The sequence below is a fragment of the uncultured Corynebacterium sp. genome (assembly GCF_902782855.1).
In the GTDB taxonomy this organism is placed as follows: domain Bacteria; phylum Actinomycetota; class Actinomycetes; order Mycobacteriales; family Mycobacteriaceae; genus Corynebacterium.
In genome coordinates this window covers 1-20,231 of record NZ_CACZOO010000274.1, presented here as the reverse complement: position 1 = coordinate 20,231, position 20,231 = coordinate 1, and the positions used below count along the sequence as shown (strand labels likewise).

Annotated in this window: 18 protein-coding genes, 3 tRNA genes and 1 other RNA gene; 16 read left to right on the top strand and 6 right to left on the bottom strand. The window is 67.4% G+C overall.

The genetic code is table 11. From position 1 onward, the window contains the following. Nucleotides 1–268: 268 nt before the first annotated feature. Nucleotides 269–345 (bottom strand) — tRNA-Ile (locus QZV72_RS11115). A gap of 247 nt (nt 346–592) precedes the next feature. Between QZV72_RS11115 and QZV72_RS11110 the strand changes: the two genes are divergently transcribed. Both QZV72_RS11110 and QZV72_RS11105 read left to right on the top strand, forming a co-directional pair. After that, nucleotides 593–664 (top strand) — tRNA-Asn (locus tag QZV72_RS11110). Nucleotides 665–1,753: 1,089 nt separating this feature from the next. Then, nucleotides 1,754–3,022, top strand: coding sequence for an alpha-hydroxy acid oxidase (locus QZV72_RS11105; RefSeq protein WP_297008470.1), 1,269 nt, complete (start codon nt 1,754–1,756; stop codon nt 3,020–3,022). Between the two features lies 1 nt (nt 3,023). On the opposite strand, the gene QZV72_RS11100 is transcribed toward QZV72_RS11105, so the two are convergent. From QZV72_RS11100 to aceE, 3 genes are all read right to left on the bottom strand, one after another. Beyond that, complete coding sequence (locus tag QZV72_RS11100) at nt 3,024–3,932, bottom strand: serine hydrolase (protein WP_297008468.1); 909 nt, start codon at nt 3,930–3,932, stop codon at nt 3,024–3,026. Further along, nucleotides 3,929–4,258 carry an acyl carrier protein gene (locus tag QZV72_RS11095; protein WP_297008466.1) on the bottom strand — a complete coding sequence of 110 codons (330 nt, stop codon included), beginning with the start codon at nt 4,256–4,258 and terminating at the stop codon, nt 3,929–3,931. The genes QZV72_RS11100 and QZV72_RS11095 overlap by 4 nt, the downstream gene beginning before the upstream one ends. Before the next feature lie 106 nt (nt 4,259–4,364). Continuing rightward, on the bottom strand, nt 4,365–7,148 hold the full coding sequence (aceE, locus tag QZV72_RS11090; protein ID WP_297008464.1) for a pyruvate dehydrogenase (acetyl-transferring), homodimeric type: 2,784 nt from the start codon (nt 7,146–7,148) through the stop codon (nt 4,365–4,367). A 302-nt stretch (nt 7,149–7,450) separates the two neighbouring features. Here aceE and QZV72_RS11085 point away from each other — a divergent pair, with 302 nt between their 5' ends. From QZV72_RS11085 to QZV72_RS11060, 6 genes are all read left to right on the top strand, one after another. Then, nucleotides 7,451–7,825 (top strand): DUF3052 domain-containing protein, encoded by a 375-nt coding sequence (locus QZV72_RS11085; RefSeq protein ID WP_297008472.1) that lies wholly within the window; start codon nt 7,451–7,453, stop codon nt 7,823–7,825. 36 nt (nt 7,826–7,861) lie between these two features. Next, nucleotides 7,862–7,937, top strand: a tRNA-Val gene (locus QZV72_RS11080). A gap of 166 nt (nt 7,938–8,103) precedes the next feature. Continuing rightward, a complete protein-coding gene (locus QZV72_RS11075; protein ID WP_297008463.1) occupies nt 8,104–10,542 on the top strand; it encodes an HtaA domain-containing protein in 2,439 nt (812 codons plus the stop codon). A gap of 10 nt (nt 10,543–10,552) precedes the next feature. Continuing rightward, entirely contained in the window at nt 10,553–11,572 is a 1,020-nt protein-coding gene (locus QZV72_RS11070; protein ID WP_297008461.1) for an SURF1 family protein, read from the top strand. 37 nt (nt 11,573–11,609) lie between these two features. Further along, nucleotides 11,610–12,608 (top strand): biotin synthase BioB, encoded by a 999-nt coding sequence (gene bioB / locus QZV72_RS11065; RefSeq protein ID WP_297008459.1) that lies wholly within the window; start codon nt 11,610–11,612, stop codon nt 12,606–12,608. Beyond that, the gene (locus QZV72_RS11060; protein WP_297008458.1) at nt 12,601–12,825 is read left to right on the top strand and encodes a hypothetical protein; all 225 of its coding nucleotides are present in this window, start codon (nt 12,601–12,603) and stop codon (nt 12,823–12,825) included. The genes bioB and QZV72_RS11060 overlap by 8 nt, the downstream gene beginning before the upstream one ends. On the opposite strand, the gene QZV72_RS11055 is transcribed toward QZV72_RS11060, so the two are convergent. Further along, the gene (locus tag QZV72_RS11055; RefSeq protein WP_297008457.1) at nt 12,822–14,000 is read right to left on the bottom strand and encodes an HAD hydrolase-like protein; all 1,179 of its coding nucleotides are present in this window, start codon (nt 13,998–14,000) and stop codon (nt 12,822–12,824) included. The genes QZV72_RS11060 and QZV72_RS11055 overlap by 4 nt on opposite strands. 56 nt (nt 14,001–14,056) lie before the next feature. Here QZV72_RS11055 and QZV72_RS11050 point away from each other — a divergent pair, with 56 nt between their 5' ends. From QZV72_RS11050 to QZV72_RS11020, 7 genes are all read left to right on the top strand, one after another. Then, nucleotides 14,057–14,938 carry a Nif3-like dinuclear metal center hexameric protein gene (locus tag QZV72_RS11050; RefSeq protein WP_297008455.1) on the top strand — a complete coding sequence of 294 codons (882 nt, stop codon included), beginning with the start codon at nt 14,057–14,059 and terminating at the stop codon, nt 14,936–14,938. After that, a complete protein-coding gene (locus QZV72_RS11045; RefSeq protein ID WP_297008453.1) occupies nt 14,935–15,678 on the top strand; it encodes a hypothetical protein in 744 nt (247 codons plus the stop codon). The genes QZV72_RS11050 and QZV72_RS11045 overlap by 4 nt, the downstream gene beginning before the upstream one ends. Nucleotides 15,679–15,682: 4 nt before the next feature. Further along, entirely contained in the window at nt 15,683–16,363 is a 681-nt protein-coding gene (locus QZV72_RS11040; RefSeq protein WP_297008450.1) for a histidine phosphatase family protein, read from the top strand. A gap of 37 nt (nt 16,364–16,400) precedes the next feature. Continuing rightward, nucleotides 16,401–16,834: RNase P RNA component class A (gene rnpB, locus QZV72_RS11035), an RNA gene on the top strand. Between the two features lie 21 nt (nt 16,835–16,855). Then, nucleotides 16,856–17,251 carry a YidH family protein gene (locus tag QZV72_RS11030; protein ID WP_297008449.1) on the top strand — a complete coding sequence of 132 codons (396 nt, stop codon included), beginning with the start codon at nt 16,856–16,858 and terminating at the stop codon, nt 17,249–17,251. Next, nucleotides 17,248–17,577 carry a DUF202 domain-containing protein gene (locus QZV72_RS11025; protein WP_297008447.1) on the top strand — a complete coding sequence of 110 codons (330 nt, stop codon included), beginning with the start codon at nt 17,248–17,250 and terminating at the stop codon, nt 17,575–17,577. Before QZV72_RS11030 ends, QZV72_RS11025 begins: the two co-directional genes overlap by 4 nt. A gap of 36 nt (nt 17,578–17,613) precedes the next feature. After that, the gene (locus QZV72_RS11020; protein ID WP_297008445.1) at nt 17,614–17,796 is read left to right on the top strand and encodes an SPOR domain-containing protein; all 183 of its coding nucleotides are present in this window, start codon (nt 17,614–17,616) and stop codon (nt 17,794–17,796) included. A 7-nt stretch (nt 17,797–17,803) separates the two neighbouring features. On the opposite strand, the gene panB is transcribed toward QZV72_RS11020, so the two are convergent. Continuing rightward, nucleotides 17,804–18,646: a 3-methyl-2-oxobutanoate hydroxymethyltransferase gene (panB, locus tag QZV72_RS11015; RefSeq protein ID WP_297008443.1), complete on the bottom strand. Its 843-nt coding sequence runs from the start codon at nt 18,644–18,646 to the stop codon at nt 17,804–17,806. A 112-nt stretch (nt 18,647–18,758) separates the two neighbouring features. Here panB and QZV72_RS11010 point away from each other — a divergent pair, with 112 nt between their 5' ends. After that, nucleotides 18,759–20,102 (top strand): glutamine synthetase family protein, encoded by a 1,344-nt coding sequence (locus QZV72_RS11010; protein ID WP_297008442.1) that lies wholly within the window; start codon nt 18,759–18,761, stop codon nt 20,100–20,102. Nucleotides 20,103–20,231: the final 129 nt, after the last annotated feature.

The following is a 20,231-nucleotide window of genomic DNA, read 5'->3' as shown; positions in this document are numbered from 1 at the left end:
GGAAAGCCGGTTCACCGGGACGACCGTGGCCCGTGCCCCTGTGCCTCGGCCAGGCGGTGGAACGGTCAACGTAGATCGCGGCGCCGGAGAAGAGACGATGCGATGTGAGTCGCTCTCCGGCATGGGGCGGGACCATCGCCGGGCCTACAGATCCGCCCCGAAAAACCGGGGGCGATGTGTGGGCGGGTTGACCGGGTGCCGCGCGGAGGGGACGTGACCTCGTGGCACAGTGGAGGACACATCCCGCCGGCTCCGTGGATGCGACGACTGGTGGGCCCAGCGGGGCTCGAACCCGCGACCAACGGATTATGAGTCCGCGGCTCTAACCGACTGAGCTATAGGCCCGCCGCACAGTGTAACGACAGGAGTGGGTGGAGGGGTACCTCGGGGTCCTGGTACGGGAGGGACCCCTGCTCCGGGCATCCAGTGCCTCGCCAGGCGGTGACCACCCGGTGACGTGTGGTGCGCGGAGTACGGCAGGCAGGGCAGGGGCGGATGTCGCCGCAGGTCATCACCGAGATTTGTGAAGGGGGAGGGGGTCTATGTATAGTTCATTCTCGTTGAACGGGCCGTCACGGCCCGGAGGACATCTTCCCCCTTAGCTCAATGGCAGAGCATTCGACTGTTAATCGAAGGGTTACTGGTTCGAGTCCAGTAGGGGGAGCAACACGAGCCCCGTCGCCTGCACCGCAGGCGGCGGGGCTTCGTCGTGCTTGGGAATGGGGGTCGCGGCAGGATGGTGGCGGTCACGGGGCGGCGGGGCCGGCGGGCCCGGCGTCCGATCGTGCAGCAGACTCGGTGCCCCCACGACGGGGGTGATTCACAAGAGAAAAGTAGCAGATCTGCGACTTCTCAAAAGAGATACCCACACAACAATGATAGTATTACCTATTTATAAATACGCAGGCCAGTGGGGGTGTGGGCGATGTGTGGCCGGTCGGCGACGCGCCGGCTTTGGCTTGTAGTTGTAAAGGAATAATGTTGTCGACATAATCTAGTCATGTTCCGGTGTTGAAATCTCCGTGGACAAGGTCGCTGTCGATCGGTATGTTCGGTGTCGGGTCCGAAAAGCGGTCCTGTGCACGACCTAGTATCACGAATCACGAGGAGCTCAACATGCTTACCGCCCTTCAGGAAATTCTGTCCGCCGCCTCCGCTGCCATTGTCAGTGTCTTCGAGACCATCGTCGGCTCCCTGGGATAAAAGCAGTGTGGAGAGGTTGAACCTCTCCGGATGGCGGTCCCCTTCTGCCTCGGCGGAGGGGGATTCTTCATGTCCGGAGTTCTTCTCCTGTAGTTTTCCTGCCAGGTGCGAGCGGTGTCTTGCCCTGAAGGCGTAACCGTATTCTGGCCACCGTTCTCTTTCTCGGGATCCTTCCGGCGGGTCCGGTGTCGGAAATCTCACGGGACCCGCATACCCGTTACGGGGGTATCCGGAGTGCTGTGACGTTTGCGGGGGGAGTGGTGAATTTCGTACGTGGACGTCCCGACCGTCAATTCATCCGACTGCAGTTTTCATGGTGGCGCCGGGCAGCTCTGAAAGCTGCTCCCGGTCTCATGCGGTTCATTCCCCGCAACCACCCGTGTGGCGTAGTGCAGGACCATTGTCCCGTTCATACTGTGCCGGTCGCCGGCTTCGCCGACAGCACTGGACCGCACCCCCGCGCTGTTGCGGCCCCTGGGGGTGTGTGGCCGGACCGCTGGCGTAGCGTGGGACGCGACAATACACACCAGTCACCCAGGAGACTTCACACATGGCGACGTCACGCCCAGTTCCTTCCGCACTCAAGCGCCGGTTCCCGCCGGTCCGGGAACTCCGGGAACTCATGCAGTTCGAGAGGCCCACCCTCGACCTGAGCGGGCGGAGGCTCTCCAAGGCCACCAATGTCTGGGAACTCCGGAAGATCGCCAAGCGCCGTACCCCGAAAGCCCCCTTCGACTACGTCGACGGTGCCGCGGAGAACGAGATCTCCCTCAACCGGGCCCGCATGGCCTACCGCGACCTGGAGTTCAACCCCGGTGTACTGCGGGACGTCTCCGACGCGGACCTGTCCACGGAGGTCTTCGGTGACCGGATCGCCATGCCGCTGGCCATCGCCCCCACCGGTTTCACCCGCATGATGCAGACCGAGGGCGAGTATGCCGGATCAGCGGCCGCCGCAGACAAGGGCATCCCCTTCTGCCTGTCCACCATGGGCACCGCCTCCCTCGAGGATGTCGCGACCCACGCCCCGGACGCCGACCGCTGGTTCCAGCTCTATCTCTGGAAGGACCGTGAGGCCTCGGAGGACCTCGTGCGGCGGGCCTGGGCTGCCGGCTACCGCAAACTCATCGTCACCGTGGACACCGCCATCGCCGGCGCGCGTCTGCGCGACACCCGCAACGGCTTCTCGATCCCCCCGCAGCTGACCTGGAAGACCGTTCTGGACGCCTCCTACCGGCCGGCCTGGTGGTTCAACTTCCTCACGACCGAGCAGCTCTCCTTCGCCTCCCTGTCGAAGAGCTCCGGCACCGTCGCCGAACTTGTGGACCGGATGTTCGATCCCGCTCTGACCTTCGAGGACATCGAATGGCTTCGTGAGATCTGGCCCGGAACCCTCATCGCCAAAGGCCTGCAGACCGTGGAGGATTCACAGCGCGTCCTCGACCACGGTGCCGACGGCATCATCCTGTCCAACCACGGTGGACGCCAGCTCGACCGTGCACCCGTCCCGCTGCACCTGCTTCCGAAGGTGCGTGCCGCCGTCGGAGAAGATGTCACCATCGGTCTGGACACCGGCATCATGGACGGCGCGGACATCGCCGCAGCCGTCGCCCTCGGCGCCGACTACACTCTCGTCGGACGTGCCTACATGTACGGCCTGATGGCAGGGGGACAGCGCGGCGTGGTCCGGATGCTGGACATCATGGAGGACCAGATGCGCCGTACGATGCGGCTGTGCGGGGTGACGAAGGTCAGCGAACTCAACCCCGGTCACGTCACCGTGAAGACCTCCGAGGCTGCGTCCGGCTACTGGATCTAGATCAGACAACCGGCGCCTGCAGCGCGGCCCACAGATCGCTGTTGAAGCCGTCCCACCGTCGCCTCGCCCAGTCGCCGAAAGCACGGTCGGTGAGCACCACCGCCGCCGTACCGGTGGCTCGGTGGAACCACAGGAATGTCCCGGACTGGCCGAAATGACCGGCCACGTCCCCGGGCATCTCCGGCGGTAACCAGTGCGGTGACTTGTGCCCGTGGAGTTCGACACCGAGGCCCCAGGGGCAGGGACGCTGCCGACCGTAGCCGGGCACCACACCGTCCAGGTCGGGGAACTGGGGACGCAGTGCCTCATCCCACAGATCCTCCGGTAGGAGGGTGGGGGAGAGGAACTCCACGGCGAGCCTGGTCAAGGCACCGACTGAACCGCGGAATCCGTGACCGGCCGATCCCCCGATGACCAACTCGGCGGAGGGGATCCCGAGAGGGGAACGCACCGCGGCGTCGACGTAACCCGCGAAGTCGAGGCCCACCTCGGAGACGGACACGGTGACGAGGTCCGCGAGGATCTCGAACCCCGCCGAGGAGTAGATGCGGCGGACGTGGGCGTCCTTTTCACGCGTGCGGTCCCGGAACCCCACCCCGGACGCGTGAGCGAGGAGATCACGGACAGTGGCGTCCTGCGGTCCGTCCACAGGACGCCCACCGGCGGCTGCGACGCCCCCGACAGTGTCATCGAGCGTGAAACATCCCTCCGACACGGCGATGAGCACCGCGTAGGCGGTGACCAGCTTGCTGACGCTCGCCAATGCGAAGACCCGGTGCCGACCACCCGTGGTGGCCACGGAGGTGGACCCGTCCGCTGCCCGCCGGACCACTGCGGCGGCGACGGTGTCGACCGGCCACCCGCCGGTCTCCGCGAGCACGGAGGGGACAACGTCAACCGGGCCGGTCATACCCGGGCGTCCGCCAACGCGACGAGGTCGCCGACGGTCCGGGCCGACCAGATGTCCTCGTCCTCGAGACGCACCCGCAGCGCATCCTCCATCTTCACCGCAACCTCGATGAGTGACAAAGAACTCAGATCGAGACCGGCGCTGAGGTCGGAATCCGCGGTGACGGACTCCTTGTCGACACCGGAGACGTCCTCGATGATCCGGGCGATCCGGCCCAGCGTGGTGACGTCCTCGGCGGTGGACGCGGCGTCCTCCGGATGATCGTCGGAGCCACCACCGCCGAGTGCCCTGGCGAGTTTCTCCTGGGCCTCACGCGAGATCTCCACGGGTCACGGACCTTCCTGTCGACGGTAGGGGGGGGAGGCCCCGCCACTGGCGGGGAACACAACCGCTGATACTAGCAACACCACCCCTTGAGGCTGCCGGGCCGGGTCAGGCCTTCGTCGGATCGGTGAGATCGAAATCGGTCGCGGCTTTCCTCACCGTGTCCCAGGACAGCCGGTGCTGACGGGCCAACGCGGACAACACCGCCACCACGACGGACTCCGCGTCCGAGTTGAAGAACCTGCGGGCGGCGGCACGCGTGTCGGAGAACCCGAAACCGTCGCATCCCAGGGTGGTGTAGTCGCCCGGAACGTAGGGGCGGATCATCTCCGGCACCGACCGGGTGAAGTCGGTCACACCGATGAACGGTCCCCGGGCCTGCTGGAGAACCTGGGTCACGTAAGGCTTCGGGATGACACCGTCCGGGTGGCGCAGCTCATCAAGATCCAGGTCACGGCCCTCGCGGGCCAGTTCGGCCCACGCCGGCACGGAGTACAGCGCGGTGTTGACGCCGAACTGCTCCCGCAGGATGACCTTTGCCCTGATCGCCTCGGTCATACCGACACCGGACGCCAGGATCGTCGCCTCCAGCTCGGACGTGGGGGCGTCCCCGGCGTCTCCGGTGGAGTTCGCACCGGTACCGACCAGCTTGTCCGCCGGAGAGTACAGGTAGATGCCCTTGAGGAGACCCTCCACGTCGAGGTCGGCCGGTGCGGCGGGCTGCTCGACCGGCTCGTTGTAGACGGTGAGGTAGTAGATGACGTTCTCGCCCCTACCGTCGGGGCCGGAGCCTTCGCCGTACATCCGACGGATACCGTCGCGGACGATGTGGGCGATCTCATAGCCGAACGCCGGGTCCCAGGAAACCACCGAGGGGTTCGTCGAGGCGAGCACGGGGGAGTGGCCGTCCATGTGCTGCAGGCCCTCGCCGGACAAGGTGGTGGCACCCGCGGTCGCGCCGATGAGGAAACCGCGGGCCATCTGGTCGGCGGCGGCCCAGATCGAGTCGCCGGTGCGCTGGAAACCGAACATCGCGTAGAAGATGTACAGCGGGATCATCACCTCACCGTGGGTGGCGTAGGAGGTGCCGGCGGCGATGAACTCAGCGACGGAACCCGCCTCGTTGATTCCCTCGTGCATGATGTGACCGTCCGTGGCCTCCTTGTAGGAGAGCATGAGGTCCGCGTCGACCGGAGTGTAGTTCTGACCGTGCGGGTTGTAGATCTTCAACGTCGGGAACCAGGAGTCCATGCCGAACGTGCGGGCCTCGTCGGGGATGATCGGCACGAGACGCTTCCGGATCTCCGGATCCTCCATCAGCTCCTTGAGCGTGCGCACCAACGCCATCGTCGTGGCGACCTTCTGCTTGCCTGACCCCTTGAGGACAGGGGCCATGAGCTCCGTGTCCGGGATCGTCAGCGGGGTGTAGTCGACCCGACGCTCCGGCAGCGGACCGCCGAGGGCACGGCGCCGCTCCAGCATGTACCGGATCTCGGGGGAGTCCGGGCCCGGGTTGTAGTACGGCGGCACCTTCGGGTTGGCTTCGAGCTCCTCGTCCGAGATCGGGATCTCCTGCTTGTCGCGGAAGCGCTTGAGATCGTCGAGGGTCAGCTTCTTCATCTGGTGGGTCGCGTTGCGTCCCTCGAAGTTGTGGCCCAGCCCGTAACCCTTGATAGTGTGCGCGAGGATGACGGTCGGCTGGTCCTTGGTCTCCAAGGCACGCTGGTAGGCGGCGTAGATCTTGCGGTAGTCATGGCCACCGCGGCGCAGGGCGAAGATCTCCTCGTCGGTCATGTCCTCGACCAGCTTCGCGGTCTCCGGATCCTTGTTGAAGAAGAACTCCCGGACGTAGGCGCCGTCCTTGCCCTTGAAGGTCTGGTAGTCACCGTCGGTGGTGGTGTTCATGATGTTGACGAGGCGGCCGTCCTCGTCCTTCTCCAGCAGCCGGTCCCATTCGCGGGCCCAGACGACCTTGATGACGTTCCAGCCCGCACCTCGGAAGAAGCTCTCCAGCTCCTGGATGATCTTCGTGTTGCCGCGTACCGGCCCGTCGAGGCGCTGCAGGTTGCAGTTGACGACGAAGGTGAGGTTGTCGAGGTTGTTCACCGCAGCCTGCTGGATGAGACCGCGGGCCTCCGGCTCGTCCATCTCGCCGTCACCGAGGAACGCCCAGACATGCTGGTCGGAGGTGTCCTTGATGCCCCGGTCATCGAGGTACCTGTTGAACCGGGCCTGGTAGATCGCGTCCATCGGGCCCAGCCCCATCGACACGGTGGGGAACTCCCAGAACTCGGGCATGTCGTGCGGGTGCGGGTAGGAGGGCATCCCGTGGCCCGGCTTCGACTTCTCCTGGCGGAAACCGTCCATGTCCTCCTCGGACAGGCGGCCCTCGAGGAAGGCTCGGGCGTACATCCCGGGGGAGGCGTGGCCCTGGAAGAAGACGTGGTCGCCGCCGCCCGGGTGGTCCTTGCCCCGGAAGAAGTGGTTGAACCCGACCTCGTAGAGGGCGGCGGCGGACGCGTAGGTCGAGATGTGACCGCCGACGCCGATGCCGGGTCGCTGGGCACGGTGCACCATGATCGCCGCGTTCCAGCGGATCCAGCGCCGGTAGCGCTTCTCCATGGCCTCGTCACCGGGGAACTCCGGCTCCATCGAGGTGGGGATGGTGTTGACGTAGTCGGTGGACAGCAGCGGCGGCAGGGACACCCGCTGGGCGGACGCCCGCTCCAGCATCCGCAGCATGAGGTAGCGGGCGCGGTCGGGGCCCGCCTCGGAGAGCAGACCGTCGAGGGAGTCCATCCACTCCTGGGTCTCATCGGGGTCGGCGTCCTTGAGATAGGACGCGACACCGTCGCGGATATTGCCGAAGTGGCTGTCGTGGGCGGGATGCATGACGTTCCTCCTGGTTTGCGGAATCGGGGGCGTTCCCGGGGCACAGCGGTGGTGGTCCGGGGAACGCGCTCTCACCGATCCTAGACCCGCTACCGGTGTTCAGTTCGGGGGAGAAATGACGGGGGTGGTGCCGTCGGTGTTCCTGCAGGTCTGGTGCGGCCACGACGAATCACCTACTATTCAGTGCCAGTACGTGTTGCAGAACACCCGGTATCACCGGGAGACGATGAAAGGTCAGGGACAGAGCAGTGGGAGACGCCGCAGGGGCGACGGTGGGCAGCGACAACGACTGGGCCGAGCTCATGGATGTGGCCGCAGGCAACATCATCCAGGAACTCGGTTGGGACGAGGACGCCGACAGTGCGATCAGCGAAGCACTGGAGGACGTCATCGGAGGTCAGCTGCTCGACGAGGAGACCGATGAGATGGTCGACGTTGTCCTGCTGTGGTGGCGCAGCGATGACGGCGACCTGGTCGACGGCCTGGTGGACGCCACCCGCAGTCTGGGGGACACCGGTCGGATCTGGCTGCTCACCCCCGCTGCCGGTACCCCCGGCACCGTCGAACCCGGTGAGATCGCGGAATCTGCGCAGGTTGCAGGTCTGGTGCAGACGACCTCCACCCGATTGGGATCCTGGCAGGGGGCCTGTCTGGTGGCCCGCGGCTTCAAGCGATAGAGTCTCGGGGGTCCGGATGTCGGGGGCGCCGGTTCCGCGCACTTAGCTCAGTTGGAAGAGCAGCTGGTTTACACCCAGCAGGTCGGCGGTTCGAACCCGTCAGTGCGCACCACTAACCTTTCCGGGGGTGATCGAACGACGGATCTCGCAGCAGGCACCGGTTCCGTCGGTGGAGAGGCTTGGGTATCCAGGCATGGGCGACTAGCCTTACCTAACTGAAGAATGTTGATTCAGTGGAAGTCCCCGAGACTTCTGTCGCGCCCAGGAGAGTTTCACCTATGTCGTCACCCCGTTCACTCCGCCTGGCTTCGGCGGCTGCCCTGACCGCCGCCCTTCCGCTCGTCGGTGTCGCCACAGTCCCGGCGGCGGTCGTCCCCGCTGCCGTCGCCGACGACAGTGCGCAGTGCCGGGCAGTGTCCTCGGCGGAGATGGCCTGGGGTATCAAGCAGTCTTTCCGGAACTACCTCACTGGCCCGATCGCTGCCGGTGGCTGGGACCTCGACGGAGTGACCTACACCGGCGCCGCGGAGAACTCGGACGACGGTGCGTTCCACTTCACCGCGGATCCCGCGAGGTCCGCGGTGCAGGGTGACGATGCTGACCTGCCCATGAACGGGACGATGCACCTCACCGGACATGGCGGCATCATCGACGTCACGCTGTCCAACCTCACCCTCCAGATCCGCGGCGAGCGGGCCCAGTTGCTCGCCGACGCCCGCTACCTCGCTGCCGACCCCAAGGCTGTCGCCAGTCGTTTCGGCGGCCCGCCGGCGTTCACCCGGCAACCGGTCGCGACCTTCTCCCTGGACCGCACCCTGACCAGGTCCGGGTCCGAAAGCGGTTCTGCGACGGTCACCGGGCGGAGTTGGATCCATGAGAACCTGAACAGGGCGCTGCTCGGCTCCTACGGTGAGGGCAAGAACGACGGAGACCCGGTGACGATCTCGGTACGGACCGCTGGCGCCGGCGATTGTGCGGTCGACACCGCTGCGGTGATGGCGACCTCTGCGGGGCAGTCTGACGCGGCCCCGGTGTCGACCCCCGCGTCAGTCCCTGCCAGGCAGGCGGTGCAGCCCGCCGCACCGCAGGCCGTACCCGCCGTCCCCGACACGACCGACGGTGGTACCTGTGACGCCGTGACGGGAGCCTCGGTCGGCTGGGGTCTCAAACAGTCCTTCCGGAGCTACCTCACCGGCCCGATCGCCGGCGGGCGCTGGGACCTCGACGGGGTCGGCTTCTCCGGCTCCCGGGGTGGTGCGGACGGTCAGTTCCAGTTCACGGCCGATCCCTCGGCGATCCGGGTCTCCGGATCTGACGCCGACATTCCGCTCAACGGTTCGCTGCACCTCTGGGGTCACATGGGTGCCCTGGACATCACCTACTCGGCCATGAAGATGAAGGTGCGTGGCACCACTGCGCAGTTCATCGCGGACTACCGGTCCAACACCGTATCCAGCTTCACCCCCGGTGCGACAGTCACCGGGGCCAAGACCGGCACCCAGGTGCCGATCGCGCAGTTCGAGCTCGCCCAACCGATCACCGAGTCCGCGGCGAACAGCGGCACCGTTTCACTGTCCGGTACCGGCTACATCACCGAGGACGGGAACCAGTCCCTGGGTGGCAACTACGGTGAGGGGAACAACGAGGCCGACCCGGTCAACATCACCCTCAACACCTCCGGGGCGGGCTGCGGTATGGGTACCGGGGCCGGTCTGGCGGGTATCACGTCGGCCGGGCAGGCAACCTCCGGCGGCTCCGGTACGGTCGCTGAGGGCACCGGGACACCCGATCTCGGCGTCACTCCGCGGGTCTCCGGCACGGCGTCCAGCACCGGGGACAAGTCCGCCGGTGCCTCGGACACCACCTGTACCGCCGCCGACGGTGACCGGAAGGCCACCGAGACCAGGATGGGCTGGGGCATCAAGGATTCCTTCCGCGCCTACATCAGGGGTTCCATCGCCAAGGGCGGGTGGACCACGACGGGCGGTGCCGTCTACAGCGAGGGGAACTTCGTATTCAGCGGCTCCGAGGGGACCGTCACCGCCGAGGACGCCGGTGTCAGCGCCGGAACCCTGAAGTTCGGCGGTTCGGTGCTCTTCACCGGTCATGAGGGGGTCCTCCGGACCGTGATCTCCGATCCGGAGATCCGGATCGACGGGGCCGACGGCACGTTGGTCGCCAACGTCGAGTCCAATGACACCTCGGGCACCCCGCGCAACTACGGCCGCATCGCGGTCGCCGATCTGGTACTCACCGGGGCGGCCGTCACCGACGGTGTCCTTGACGGCTCCGCCTCCGCCACGCTGAGCGCCGCCGGTTCGGAGGCTCTGGCCGGGTACTACCAGGCGGGTGAGTCGCTCGACCCGGTGAGCTTCCGGGCAGCGCTGTCCGACGACTGCGGGGGTGAGTCCCGGACGACCCTGGGCGACAAGCCGGAGGACGAGTCCGACAGAACTGACGCGGTAACAGGTGAGGGTCGCGCCACCGGTAAGGTGTCGGTCAACGACCCGGCCGCCGAGTCTGCCGAGGACGACGGGGACACCGGTCTGGTCGCTTTCCTCCGGGACCCGTCGTCGATGGTCCCCAGCGTCATCGCGGTCATCGCTGCCGCTGCCGCCGGTGTGCTGGCGGTGCGGCTGCGCCGTACCAACCGGCGGATCGACGAGGTGGCCGCCGCCGCCGGTATCGAAGGTGGAAACCCCGGCTCCGACGACTAGACTGGACCGCGTGTCTGACCGCGCTGACAGTTCCGCCTCCTCCGCCCCCGGCCGCCGTCCCCGGCGCCGGGGGTGGCGTGCGTTCCTGACCCCCGGGTGGGTGCTGACCACCGTCCTCGCCGTTGCTTTCGCGTACATAGCGTTCACGGTGCTGGCACCGTGGCAGCTGGGGAAGAACACCGACACCCAGCACTTCAACGACCGCCTGGAGGCGGCGATGAAGCACGGTCCGGTGCCGGTGTCGACCGTGCTGCCCGCCGACGGTGGCCCGGCCGGGGACGACGCTGAGTGGACCCGGGTGGAGTTGCAGGGCCGGTTCCTTCCGGAGTCCGAGGTACTGCTGCGCAACCGACCGGTGTCCTCCAGTCCGGCGTTCCAGGTGCTCACCCCGTTCCGGACCGATGACGGGTTGACGGTGCTGGTCAACCGTGGCTGGATCAAGCCTACCGGCGGCGGTGCCGGGGTGCCGGAGATGGCGGACGCCCCGGCGACGGAGACCACGGTCACGGGCTACGTCCGTAAGTCTGAGGCCGTGCCGGATTCGGCTCCGATCACGGACCAGGGTCGCCTGCAGGTCTACGGGATGAACACCGCGCAGATCTCCCGGCTCACCGGACTGGATCTGGCGGGTAGTTACGTCCAGCTCGACGAGGCGTCCGCAGCCGGGCGTGCGGGGGAGGGGCTGGCCGCCATCCCGTTGCCGAAGCTCGACTCCGGCCCGTACCTCTCCTACGGTATCCAGTGGATCGCCTTCGGCATCATGGTTCCACTCGGGTTGGGCTATTTCGTCTGGGCGGAGATCCGTGAACGGCGTCGGCAGCGTGAGGAGGTGGCGGCGGCCGAGGCCGGGGTGCAGGATGCGGGGGATTCCGCCGAACCGGATCCTGCGGCAGCCTGCGAGGTCCCGGAGCTTCCTGATGCTCCTGACGCCGTCACCGTCAGCCGTGAACGCAAGCTCGCCGATCGTTACGGTCACGGCCGGAACCGCGCGTTCTCCGACCGTGACGCCCGCGACGAGGAACGGTTCTGATTGGCGCTTGAACACTGTTCAAGTTAGAGTACGTTCCATGACGGACATACTCACGACCGCGCGCACCCGCGTCCTCGACGAAGGACACGGCCTCGACTACGACGACCTCATCGAGGTCCTCAACCTGCCCGACGACCGTATCCCCGATCTGCTCGCACTCGCCCACGAGGTGCGGGTGAAATGGTGCGGGGAGGAGGTGGAGATGGAGGGCATCGTCAGCCTCAAGACCGGTGGCTGCCCCGAGGACTGCCACTTCTGCTCCCAGTCCGGACTCTTCGAGTCCCCGGTGCGTTCCACGAAACTCGACATCGCCCAGCTCATCGAACAGGCCCGCCAGACCGCCAAGACCGGAGCCACGGAATTCTGTATCGTCGCCGCCGTCAAAGGCCCCGACGAGGCTCTCATGTCCCAGCTGGAGGATGCTGTCCAGCAGATCTACGCCAACGTCGACGGTATCGACGTCTCCGTCTCGGTCGGTATCCTCACCCCCGAGCAGGTCGCCCGCCTCAAGGCAGCCGGTGTCCACCGTTACAACCACAACCTGGAAACCGCCCGGAGCTACTTCCCGAAGGTCGTCACCACACACACCTGGGAGGAACGCCGGGAGACCATGCTCATGATCAGGGACGCCGGTATCGAGGTCTGCTGCGGCGGCATCCTCGGGATGGGCGAGTCGTTGGAGCAGCGTGCCGAGTTCGCCGTCCAGCTCGCCGAGCTCGACCCCGACGAGGTCCCGCTGAACTTCCTGGACCCGCGGCCCGGAACGCCCTTCGGCGGCATGGACGTCATGGACGGCAAGGACGCCCTGCGCGCCATCGGCATGTTCCGACTCGCGATGCCCGCCACCACACTGCGCTTCGCCGGGGGCCGGGAGCTCACTCTCGGCGACCTCGGTGTGGAGCAGGGCCTGACCGGAGGCATCAACGGGATCATCGTCGGAAACTACCTCACCACGCTCGGTCGGCCGGCCGAGCAGGACATGGACATGATGGACCGGATGCGGTTGCCCATCAAGGTGCTGAGCCGCAGTGTCTAGACGGAGAGGTACCGGCCCCTGGGACCCGTACACCGGGGCGGATCTGGGGGAGGGGGAGTGGATCGGGTACTCGCCGGCGCAGCAGGCGGGTCTCGACGCTCCCCGCTACTGCCCGGAGTGTGGTCGACGCCGGACAGTCCAGGTCACCCCCCACGGTTGGACCGCGGTGTGCCCCCGGCACGGGGAGACCGACTCCACCACCGCTGACCTGCGCTAGACCCGCCGTCCTACCCATTCCACGATGCCCGGGAGTGCCTCGGCGAGCTGTCGTACGGCGCGGTCGAAGTCGGCGTCATCCCCGTAGTACGGGTCGGCGACCTCCTTGTCCCCGGCCGGACCGAAGGAACGGAACATCCGGATTCGCTCCGGGTCGATGCCCTCCTTCACCAACGCTGTTCGGTTCGCCGCATCCATGACGAGGAACAGATCGGCGTCCCGGTGCTCGGGCCCGAACTCTGCGGCCGCGTGACCGGACGCCGAGTAGCCGGCCTCGGACAGGCATGCGGCGGCCCGCGGATCCGCAGCCTCCCCGACATGCCAGCCGGTGGTGCCGCAGGAGTTCAGTTTCACCGCGTCCGCCAGACCCGCGGCGGCCAAAGCGTCACGCAGCATGATCTCACCCATCGGTGAGCGGCAGATGTTGCCGGTGCATACCACGCAGATCTGTGGTCGGGCGTCCGCCCAGTCGGCCACGACCCGGCCCAGTTCGTCGACATCGGCCACCGACCAGTCCGAGGCCAGGTGCTCGGCACGGCCGCCGTAACCCCAGTCCACCAGCACGCTGCGTACCCCGAAGGCGTGGGCGCCCTCCACATCATGGATCCGGTCGCCGATCATGAGGATGTTGCCGCGGTGCTGCGGGCCACCGTCAGCAACCGTCGTCGGATCCAGACCTAGCTGCTCCAGGGCATGGGCGATGACCTCGTCCTTGGCCCGGCGACCACCGGGTTGCGCGGAGGCGGTCGCCACGACATCGAAGAGGTCGAGCATCCCGAACCTCTCGAGTATCAGCCGCGTCGTCGCTTCCACCTTCGACGTCGCGGTGGCCAGTACGTAGCCGGCGTTCCGCCAACGGGCCAGGAGCTCGGGCATCCCGGGGACGACCTCGGCGTTGCGCCACCCCTCACCGGAGTAGCTCTCCCGGTAGGTCCGGTACGTGCGGTCCAGCTCGTCGCCGTCGAGGCCCAGACCCCGGAGGGTGTCCACCATCGGAGGTCCCGAGATACGGTCCACCTGGTCGTCCGGGGGAACCGACACCCCGTTGGCCGCGAGGGCGTGCAGGAAACTGTCCCGGATCCCGGGGAGGGAATCCACCAGCGTCCCGTCGACGTCGACGAGGAGGATCCTGGTCTCCGGCCCCGGGGCCGGCATGCTGTCCGATGAGTCTGTCACAGGTCCAGAGTGCCAGAAACCGGGCGGGTGTGTTGCAGGACGCTATCGTTGACCACGTGAACGACCACGTGAACAACCCTGCCCCATCCACCGCACCAGCGACCGTCGGCGACGTCGTCTCGCTCATCGAGCAGGCCTACCCGCCGCGCCTCGCGGAGTCCTGGGACGCGTGCGGGCTGGTCTGCGGTGATCCCGCTGACATCGTCCGGACCGTCCGCGTCGCCCTCGACTGCACCGATGCTGTGGCCGATGCCGCCGTCGCTGACGGTGCCGATCTCCTGCTCGTCCACCACCCACCGCTGCTGCGCGGGGTCACGGGGGTGCCGGTGACCCATCCCAAGGGCCGGATCATCCACCGGCTCATCCGCGCCGGGGTCGCACTCTATGCCGCCCACACCAGTGCGGACGCCGCCAGGCCCGGCGTCAACGACCGGCTCGCCGAACTTCTCGGAGTCACTCCGGGGGTACCGCTGACCCCGGTACCCGACGGTGTGGACCCGCTCACGGCCACCGGCATCGGACGGGTCGGTGACCTAGACACGCCGATGACGCTGCGCGAGTTCACCGCACGGGTGGCGGACCGGCTACCGGCCACCGTGTGGGGGGTGCGCGCCGCCGGCGACCCTGACCGGATGATCCGCCGTGTGGCGGTCGCCTCCGGGGCGGGTGACAGTTTCCTGAGTGTGGTCGCGGGGCTCGACGTGGACTGTTTCGTGACCTCTGATCTGCGTCACCATCCCGTCGACGAGCACTTGCGCGCCGGTGGCTGTCCGGTGGTGGACACCGCGCACTGGGCCAGCGAGTTCCCCTGGTGCTCCCAGGCAGCCGACCTGCTCGCCGTCTCCGACCCCCGGCTGGACACCGGGGTGATCGACGTCCGCACCGACCCGTGGACACTGCACTGCGCGTCCGCACCCACCGGAAGGACCCGCTCATGACCGCCGTCCCCGTCACCCTGACCGACGCCGACCGGGCCACCCTCACCGAACTCGCCGGCGTCGACGAACGCCTCCGGCTGCTCACCGCCAGGCTCGACGCACTCCCGGAGACCGCCACCGTCGAACGTCTCGAACAGGAGGCGGAGGAGCGCCGCCGTCGGGTACTGAGCACCCGGCGCATCGCCCACGACATGACCGGGACGTTGAACCGGCTACGGTCGGACGCCGCCCGCCTGCGCGCCCGGCGCCGCGCCGACCTCGCCGGCCTGCGTGCCGACACCGACCGGGACCGCCGTCGAGATCTCAGACACGATCTCGCGGTCGCTGATCGACGCCTCGCAGAGATCGAGGCGGACATCGACAGGGAGGAACGCACGCTGGCGACCTTCGGACACGCCCGGGAGGACTCAGGCCCTGATGCCGGCCCTGATGTGGACATGACGTTGCGGCAGGCGCGTGACGAGGCGGAGGCGGTGGCCGGTGAGATCGGGCAGCGGGTCGCCGGACTCCGTGACCGGTCCGGGGTCCTGCGTGGTGACCTGTCGCCGGAGCTCCGGCGACGGTACGAGGAGAGTGAGGCCGAGCACGGCATGGGCGCCGCCGAACTTGCCGGAGCGACCTGCCGGTGCTGCTGCATCGAGCTCGACCACTCGGCGGCGCGGCGAATCGCCAACACCCCGTTGAACCATCTGGTCACCTGCCCGGAATGCGGTGTCCTGCTGGTGCGGGTGGGGGAGTGACGACGTGAGTGACAGATCCACCGGAAGTATCCGCCCGGACTGGTTCGGGTCGGGCCGGGCGCCGTTGCGCCTGCTGCTGCTGCGTCACGGCCAGACCGCCATGTCCGCGGCCGGAGTCTTCTCCGGGCGCAGCGATCCCGCCCTGACCGATCTCGGTGCCGCCCAGGTGTCACGTGCCGCGTCCTGGCTACGTACCCGACAGGACGAGGGGGAGGGCATCGACGCGATCTTCAGTTCCCCGTTGCTGCGGGCGAGACAGACCGCAGAGTCCGCGGCGGAGGCCCTCGGCCTCGACGTCACCCCGACGGGGGACCTCATCGAGACCGACTTCGGTGCCTGGGAGGGGCTCGGTTTCGAGGAGGTGCACCGCCGGTGGCCGACCGAGCACGCCCGTTGGGCCAATGAACCCTCGGTGCCGACCGTCGGCGGCGAGAGCATGGACGATGTGGCGCTGCGGTGTGACAGGTTGGTCTCCGACCTCATGGCCGGTGGTTCGGGACGCACCGTGCTGCTGGTCAGCCACGTCTCGCCGATCAAGGCGATCCTTCGGTCGGCACTGCTGGCACCTGCCACGGTGTACTCGACCCTGCACCTGGATCTCGCCGGGTTGTCAGTGGCCGAGTTCTACACCGACCGGTCGGTGGTCCGCGAGTTCAACGACACCCACTATCTGCGGGGGCTGTGAGCGGTGCGGGGGCGACCACTGCTATTGTGAACGGCGTCGAGAGGGTCGGGTGATCGCGGCTCCCGGAACCGCCCCCGTAGGGGGCAGGCCGGGGTCGAGGAAAGTCCGGACTCCTCAGAGCACGGTGGTTGTTAACGGCAACCCGGGGTGACCCGCGGGACAGTGCCACAGAAAAGAACCGCCCGGTGTGAACCGGGTCAGGGTGAAAAGGTGCGGTAAGAGCGCACCAGTGCCCCGGGTGACCGGGGCAGCTGGGTAAACCCCACCGGGAGCAAGGTCATGTGATCGCACCGTCGCCCTCCGGGGCCGGTGGTGCGGTGTTGCCCCGACGGCTGCTCGTCGGACAAGGGGCAGGTAGACCGCTGGAGGCGGCCGGTGACGGTCGTCGTAGATGGATGATCACCACCTCCGGTGACGCCCCGACAGGTGTCACCGGCGGGACAGAATCCGGCTCACAGACCCTCTCGACCTCTACGACTAGAATCATCCGGTGTGAGCCGAAATCCAGGTACCCCACCCGACGGGGACGTCAGGTCCGCACTGTCACGTACTCTCTTCCCGACCGGGGAGGACCCTGATCCGCGGTTCACCCTGGCCAACGAGCGGACCTTCCTGTCCTGGATGCGCACCGCCCTCGCTTTCATCGCGGGCGGGGTGGCGATGGAGGCCCTGCCTTCCGACACTGTCCCGGCCCATCTTCGCGGTTTTGCCGCGCTGGCAGCCATGGGTCTCGGCGTCCTGCTCGCGGCCGGTGCCGCGGTCCGGTGGTTGCGGGTGGAACGGGCCATGCGTGAGAACCGGCCGTTACCGGCACCGGCTATCATCCCCGCCCTGTCGGCCGGAGCGATCCTCGCCGCCGTCATCGTCGCGGTGGTGCTGTTCGCGTGAAACCCCCGGTACCGGTCACCGATCACGGTCGCCAACCGGAGCGCACCAGTATGGCCTGGGGCCGGACCTCGATGATGTTCATGGTGACGGCGGCTGTCCTGCTGCGGTGGATGTCCCACTACGGGGTGTGCGTGGCTGTCATCGCCGGTGGTCTGCTGACCGTGGCCCTCGGCATCTTCGCAACGCAGCGCACCCGCTACCGGCGTGCCGCCGAACATGTGGCAGGCCTGCGGTCGGGGGCGTCGACCGGGGCGGTGCTCGGCCTGTCAATCTGCGCCGTGCTGCTCGGCGTCGCGGGTATCTGGTTCGTGCTGCTGGGAAACTGACTCCTGCGGCGGGTCAGGCGCGCGTAGAGTGGTGCCATGAGCAGCGACCAGAGCGATCAGAAGTGGTATTTCGACACCTCCACGGGTGAGGTCACCGAGGGGAAGGTCCTGGGCTGGGACACCCGTATGGGCCCCTACGACAGCCGGCAGGACGCCGAACGGGCACTGGAGACGGCCCGCGCCCGCACCACCACGGCCGATGAGTGGGACGACGACTAGAAAAGCACTAGAAGCAGTGCTCGGCGGCGGGGAAGGCGCCTTCGGCGACCTCCCTCTTGTAGGACGCTGCGGCGGCCGTGAGATCCGCACCCACCCGCGCCCACTGCTTGGCGAACTTCGGCCGGTGACCGTCGGCCGGGAAGGCCGCCATGTCGTGCCAGACCAGGACCTGGGCGTCGGTGTCGGGGCCCGCGCCGATACCGATGGTGGGGATGTCCACCTCAGTGGTGGCCTGTGCGGCGACATCGGCGGGCACCATTTCCAGGACGACCATGTCGGCGCCGGCCTCGGCGACGGCGTGTACGTCGGCGAGCAGTTGCCCGGCGGCGTCCCCCCGGCCCTGGACCCTGAACCCTGACAGGGCGTTGACGGACTGCGGGGTGAATCCGACGTGGGCACACACCGGGATGCCGGCGGCGACGAGGGCCCGGATGCGCGGGGCGATGCGCACCCCGCCCTCTATCTTCACCATTGCAGCACCGGACCGGCGCATCATCTCGGCGGACGAGCGCACGGCCTGCTCATCGGAGGCCTCGTAGGTGCCGAAGGGCAGGTCGGCGATGACCAGGGCGTTTCCTGCGCCGCGGACCACGGCGGCGGCGAGGTACACCATCTCGTCGAGGCTGACCTGCTGGGTCTGTGAGTAGCCGAAGACCACGTTCGCGGCGGAGTCCCCGACGAGCAGGCATTCCACGCCCCCCTGGGAGAGTGCGCGGGCGGTCGAGTAGTCGTAGGCGGTGAGCATGGCCCATTTCTCGCCCGCGGCCTTCCTTTTCCGGAGGTCGCCGATACGGACCTGACGGGTGGGGGTGAGGTAACCGACGGCGGGTGGAGTTGTGGAGTCAGACATGTCACAGCATTGTGCCATCTTCGACCGCCCAGTGTTAACGACTTGTAACATCACGCGCGGGGGGGAGGGGGACTGTGCCACCCGGACCGGTTCCGCGGATACGATGGGCGCCATGAGTCGTCAACAGGAATTCGTTCTCCGGACCCTCGAGGAACGGGACATCCGCTTCGTCCGTCTCTGGTTCACGGACATCCAGGGCTACCTCAAGTCCGTGGCCGTCGCACCGGCGGAACTGGAGGGCGCATTCGAGGAGGGTATCGGCTTCGACGGCTCCTCCATCGAAGGCTTCTCCCGCATCGTCGAGTCCGACACCATCGCCCGGCCCGACCCGTCCACCTTCCAGATCCTCCCGCTGGACAACTCTGACGGGTCGACGAACCTCACCGCCCGTATGTTCTGTGACATCGCCATGCCTGACGGGGAGCCCAGCTGGGCCGATCCCCGCCAGGTGCTGCGTCGGCAGATGAACATCGCCGCCGACCAGGGATTCAACTGCTACATCCACCCGGAGATCGAGTTCTTCCTGCTCAAGCACGAGGACGGCGCGGACGGCCGCCCCGTACCCGCCGACACCGGCGGATACTTCGACCAGGCCGTCACCGACGCCGCCCCGCAGTTCCGGCAGGACGCCATCACCGCCCTGGAGTCGATGGGGATCTCGGTGGAGTTCTCCCACCATGAGGCGTCCCCCGGTCAGCAGGAGATCGACCTTCGTTTCGCCGATGCGCTCTCAATGGCGGACAACATCATGAGCTTCCGCTACATCGTCAAGCAGATCGCCCAGCGTAACGGTGTGCGGGCGACCTTCATGCCGAAGCCCTTCCCGGATCTCACCGGTTCAGCGATGCACACCCACATGTCCCTGTTCGAAGGGGAGAGTAACGCCTTCCACGACCCGGACGACGAGTACTTCCTCTCCGGCACGGCGAAGTCCTTCATCGCCGGCATCCTGGAGCACGCCCCGGAGATCTCCGCGGTGACCAACCAGTGGGTCAACTCCTACAAGCGGGTCACCAGCGGGGCGGAGGCACCGACCGCCGCCACCTGGGGTGCGGCCAACCGCTCGGCGATGATCCGCGTTCCCATGTACACCGTCAACAAGCCGGCCTCGCGCCGTGTCGAGGTCCGCAGCCCCGACTCGGCCGCGAATCCCTATCTGACCTACGCCGTGCTGCTCGCCGCGGGCCTCAAGGGTATCCGTGAGGGTTATGAACTGATGCCCCCGGCAGAGGAGGACATCGCCCACATGACCCGCCGCGAGCGGATGGCCATGGGGTACAAGGATCTGCCGACGGACCTTGACCTCGCCCTGCACGAGATGGAGAAGTCCGAGCTGGTCGCCGACGCCCTCGGCGAGCACGTCTTCGAGTTCTTCCTGCGGAACAAGTGGCGCGAGTGGAAGGACTACCAGTCCCAGGTGACCCCCTGGGAACTGGCCCACAACCTGGAGTTCTAGGACGGGGTCGGCCCGGGCTGCCCCGTAGTCGGGGTATTCACCGCAATGACGGCACCATGACGGTGACACCATGACGGGGCCACTACGATGGTGGGGAGAGTATCGACGTCGCCGACCCCGCACCGGGTC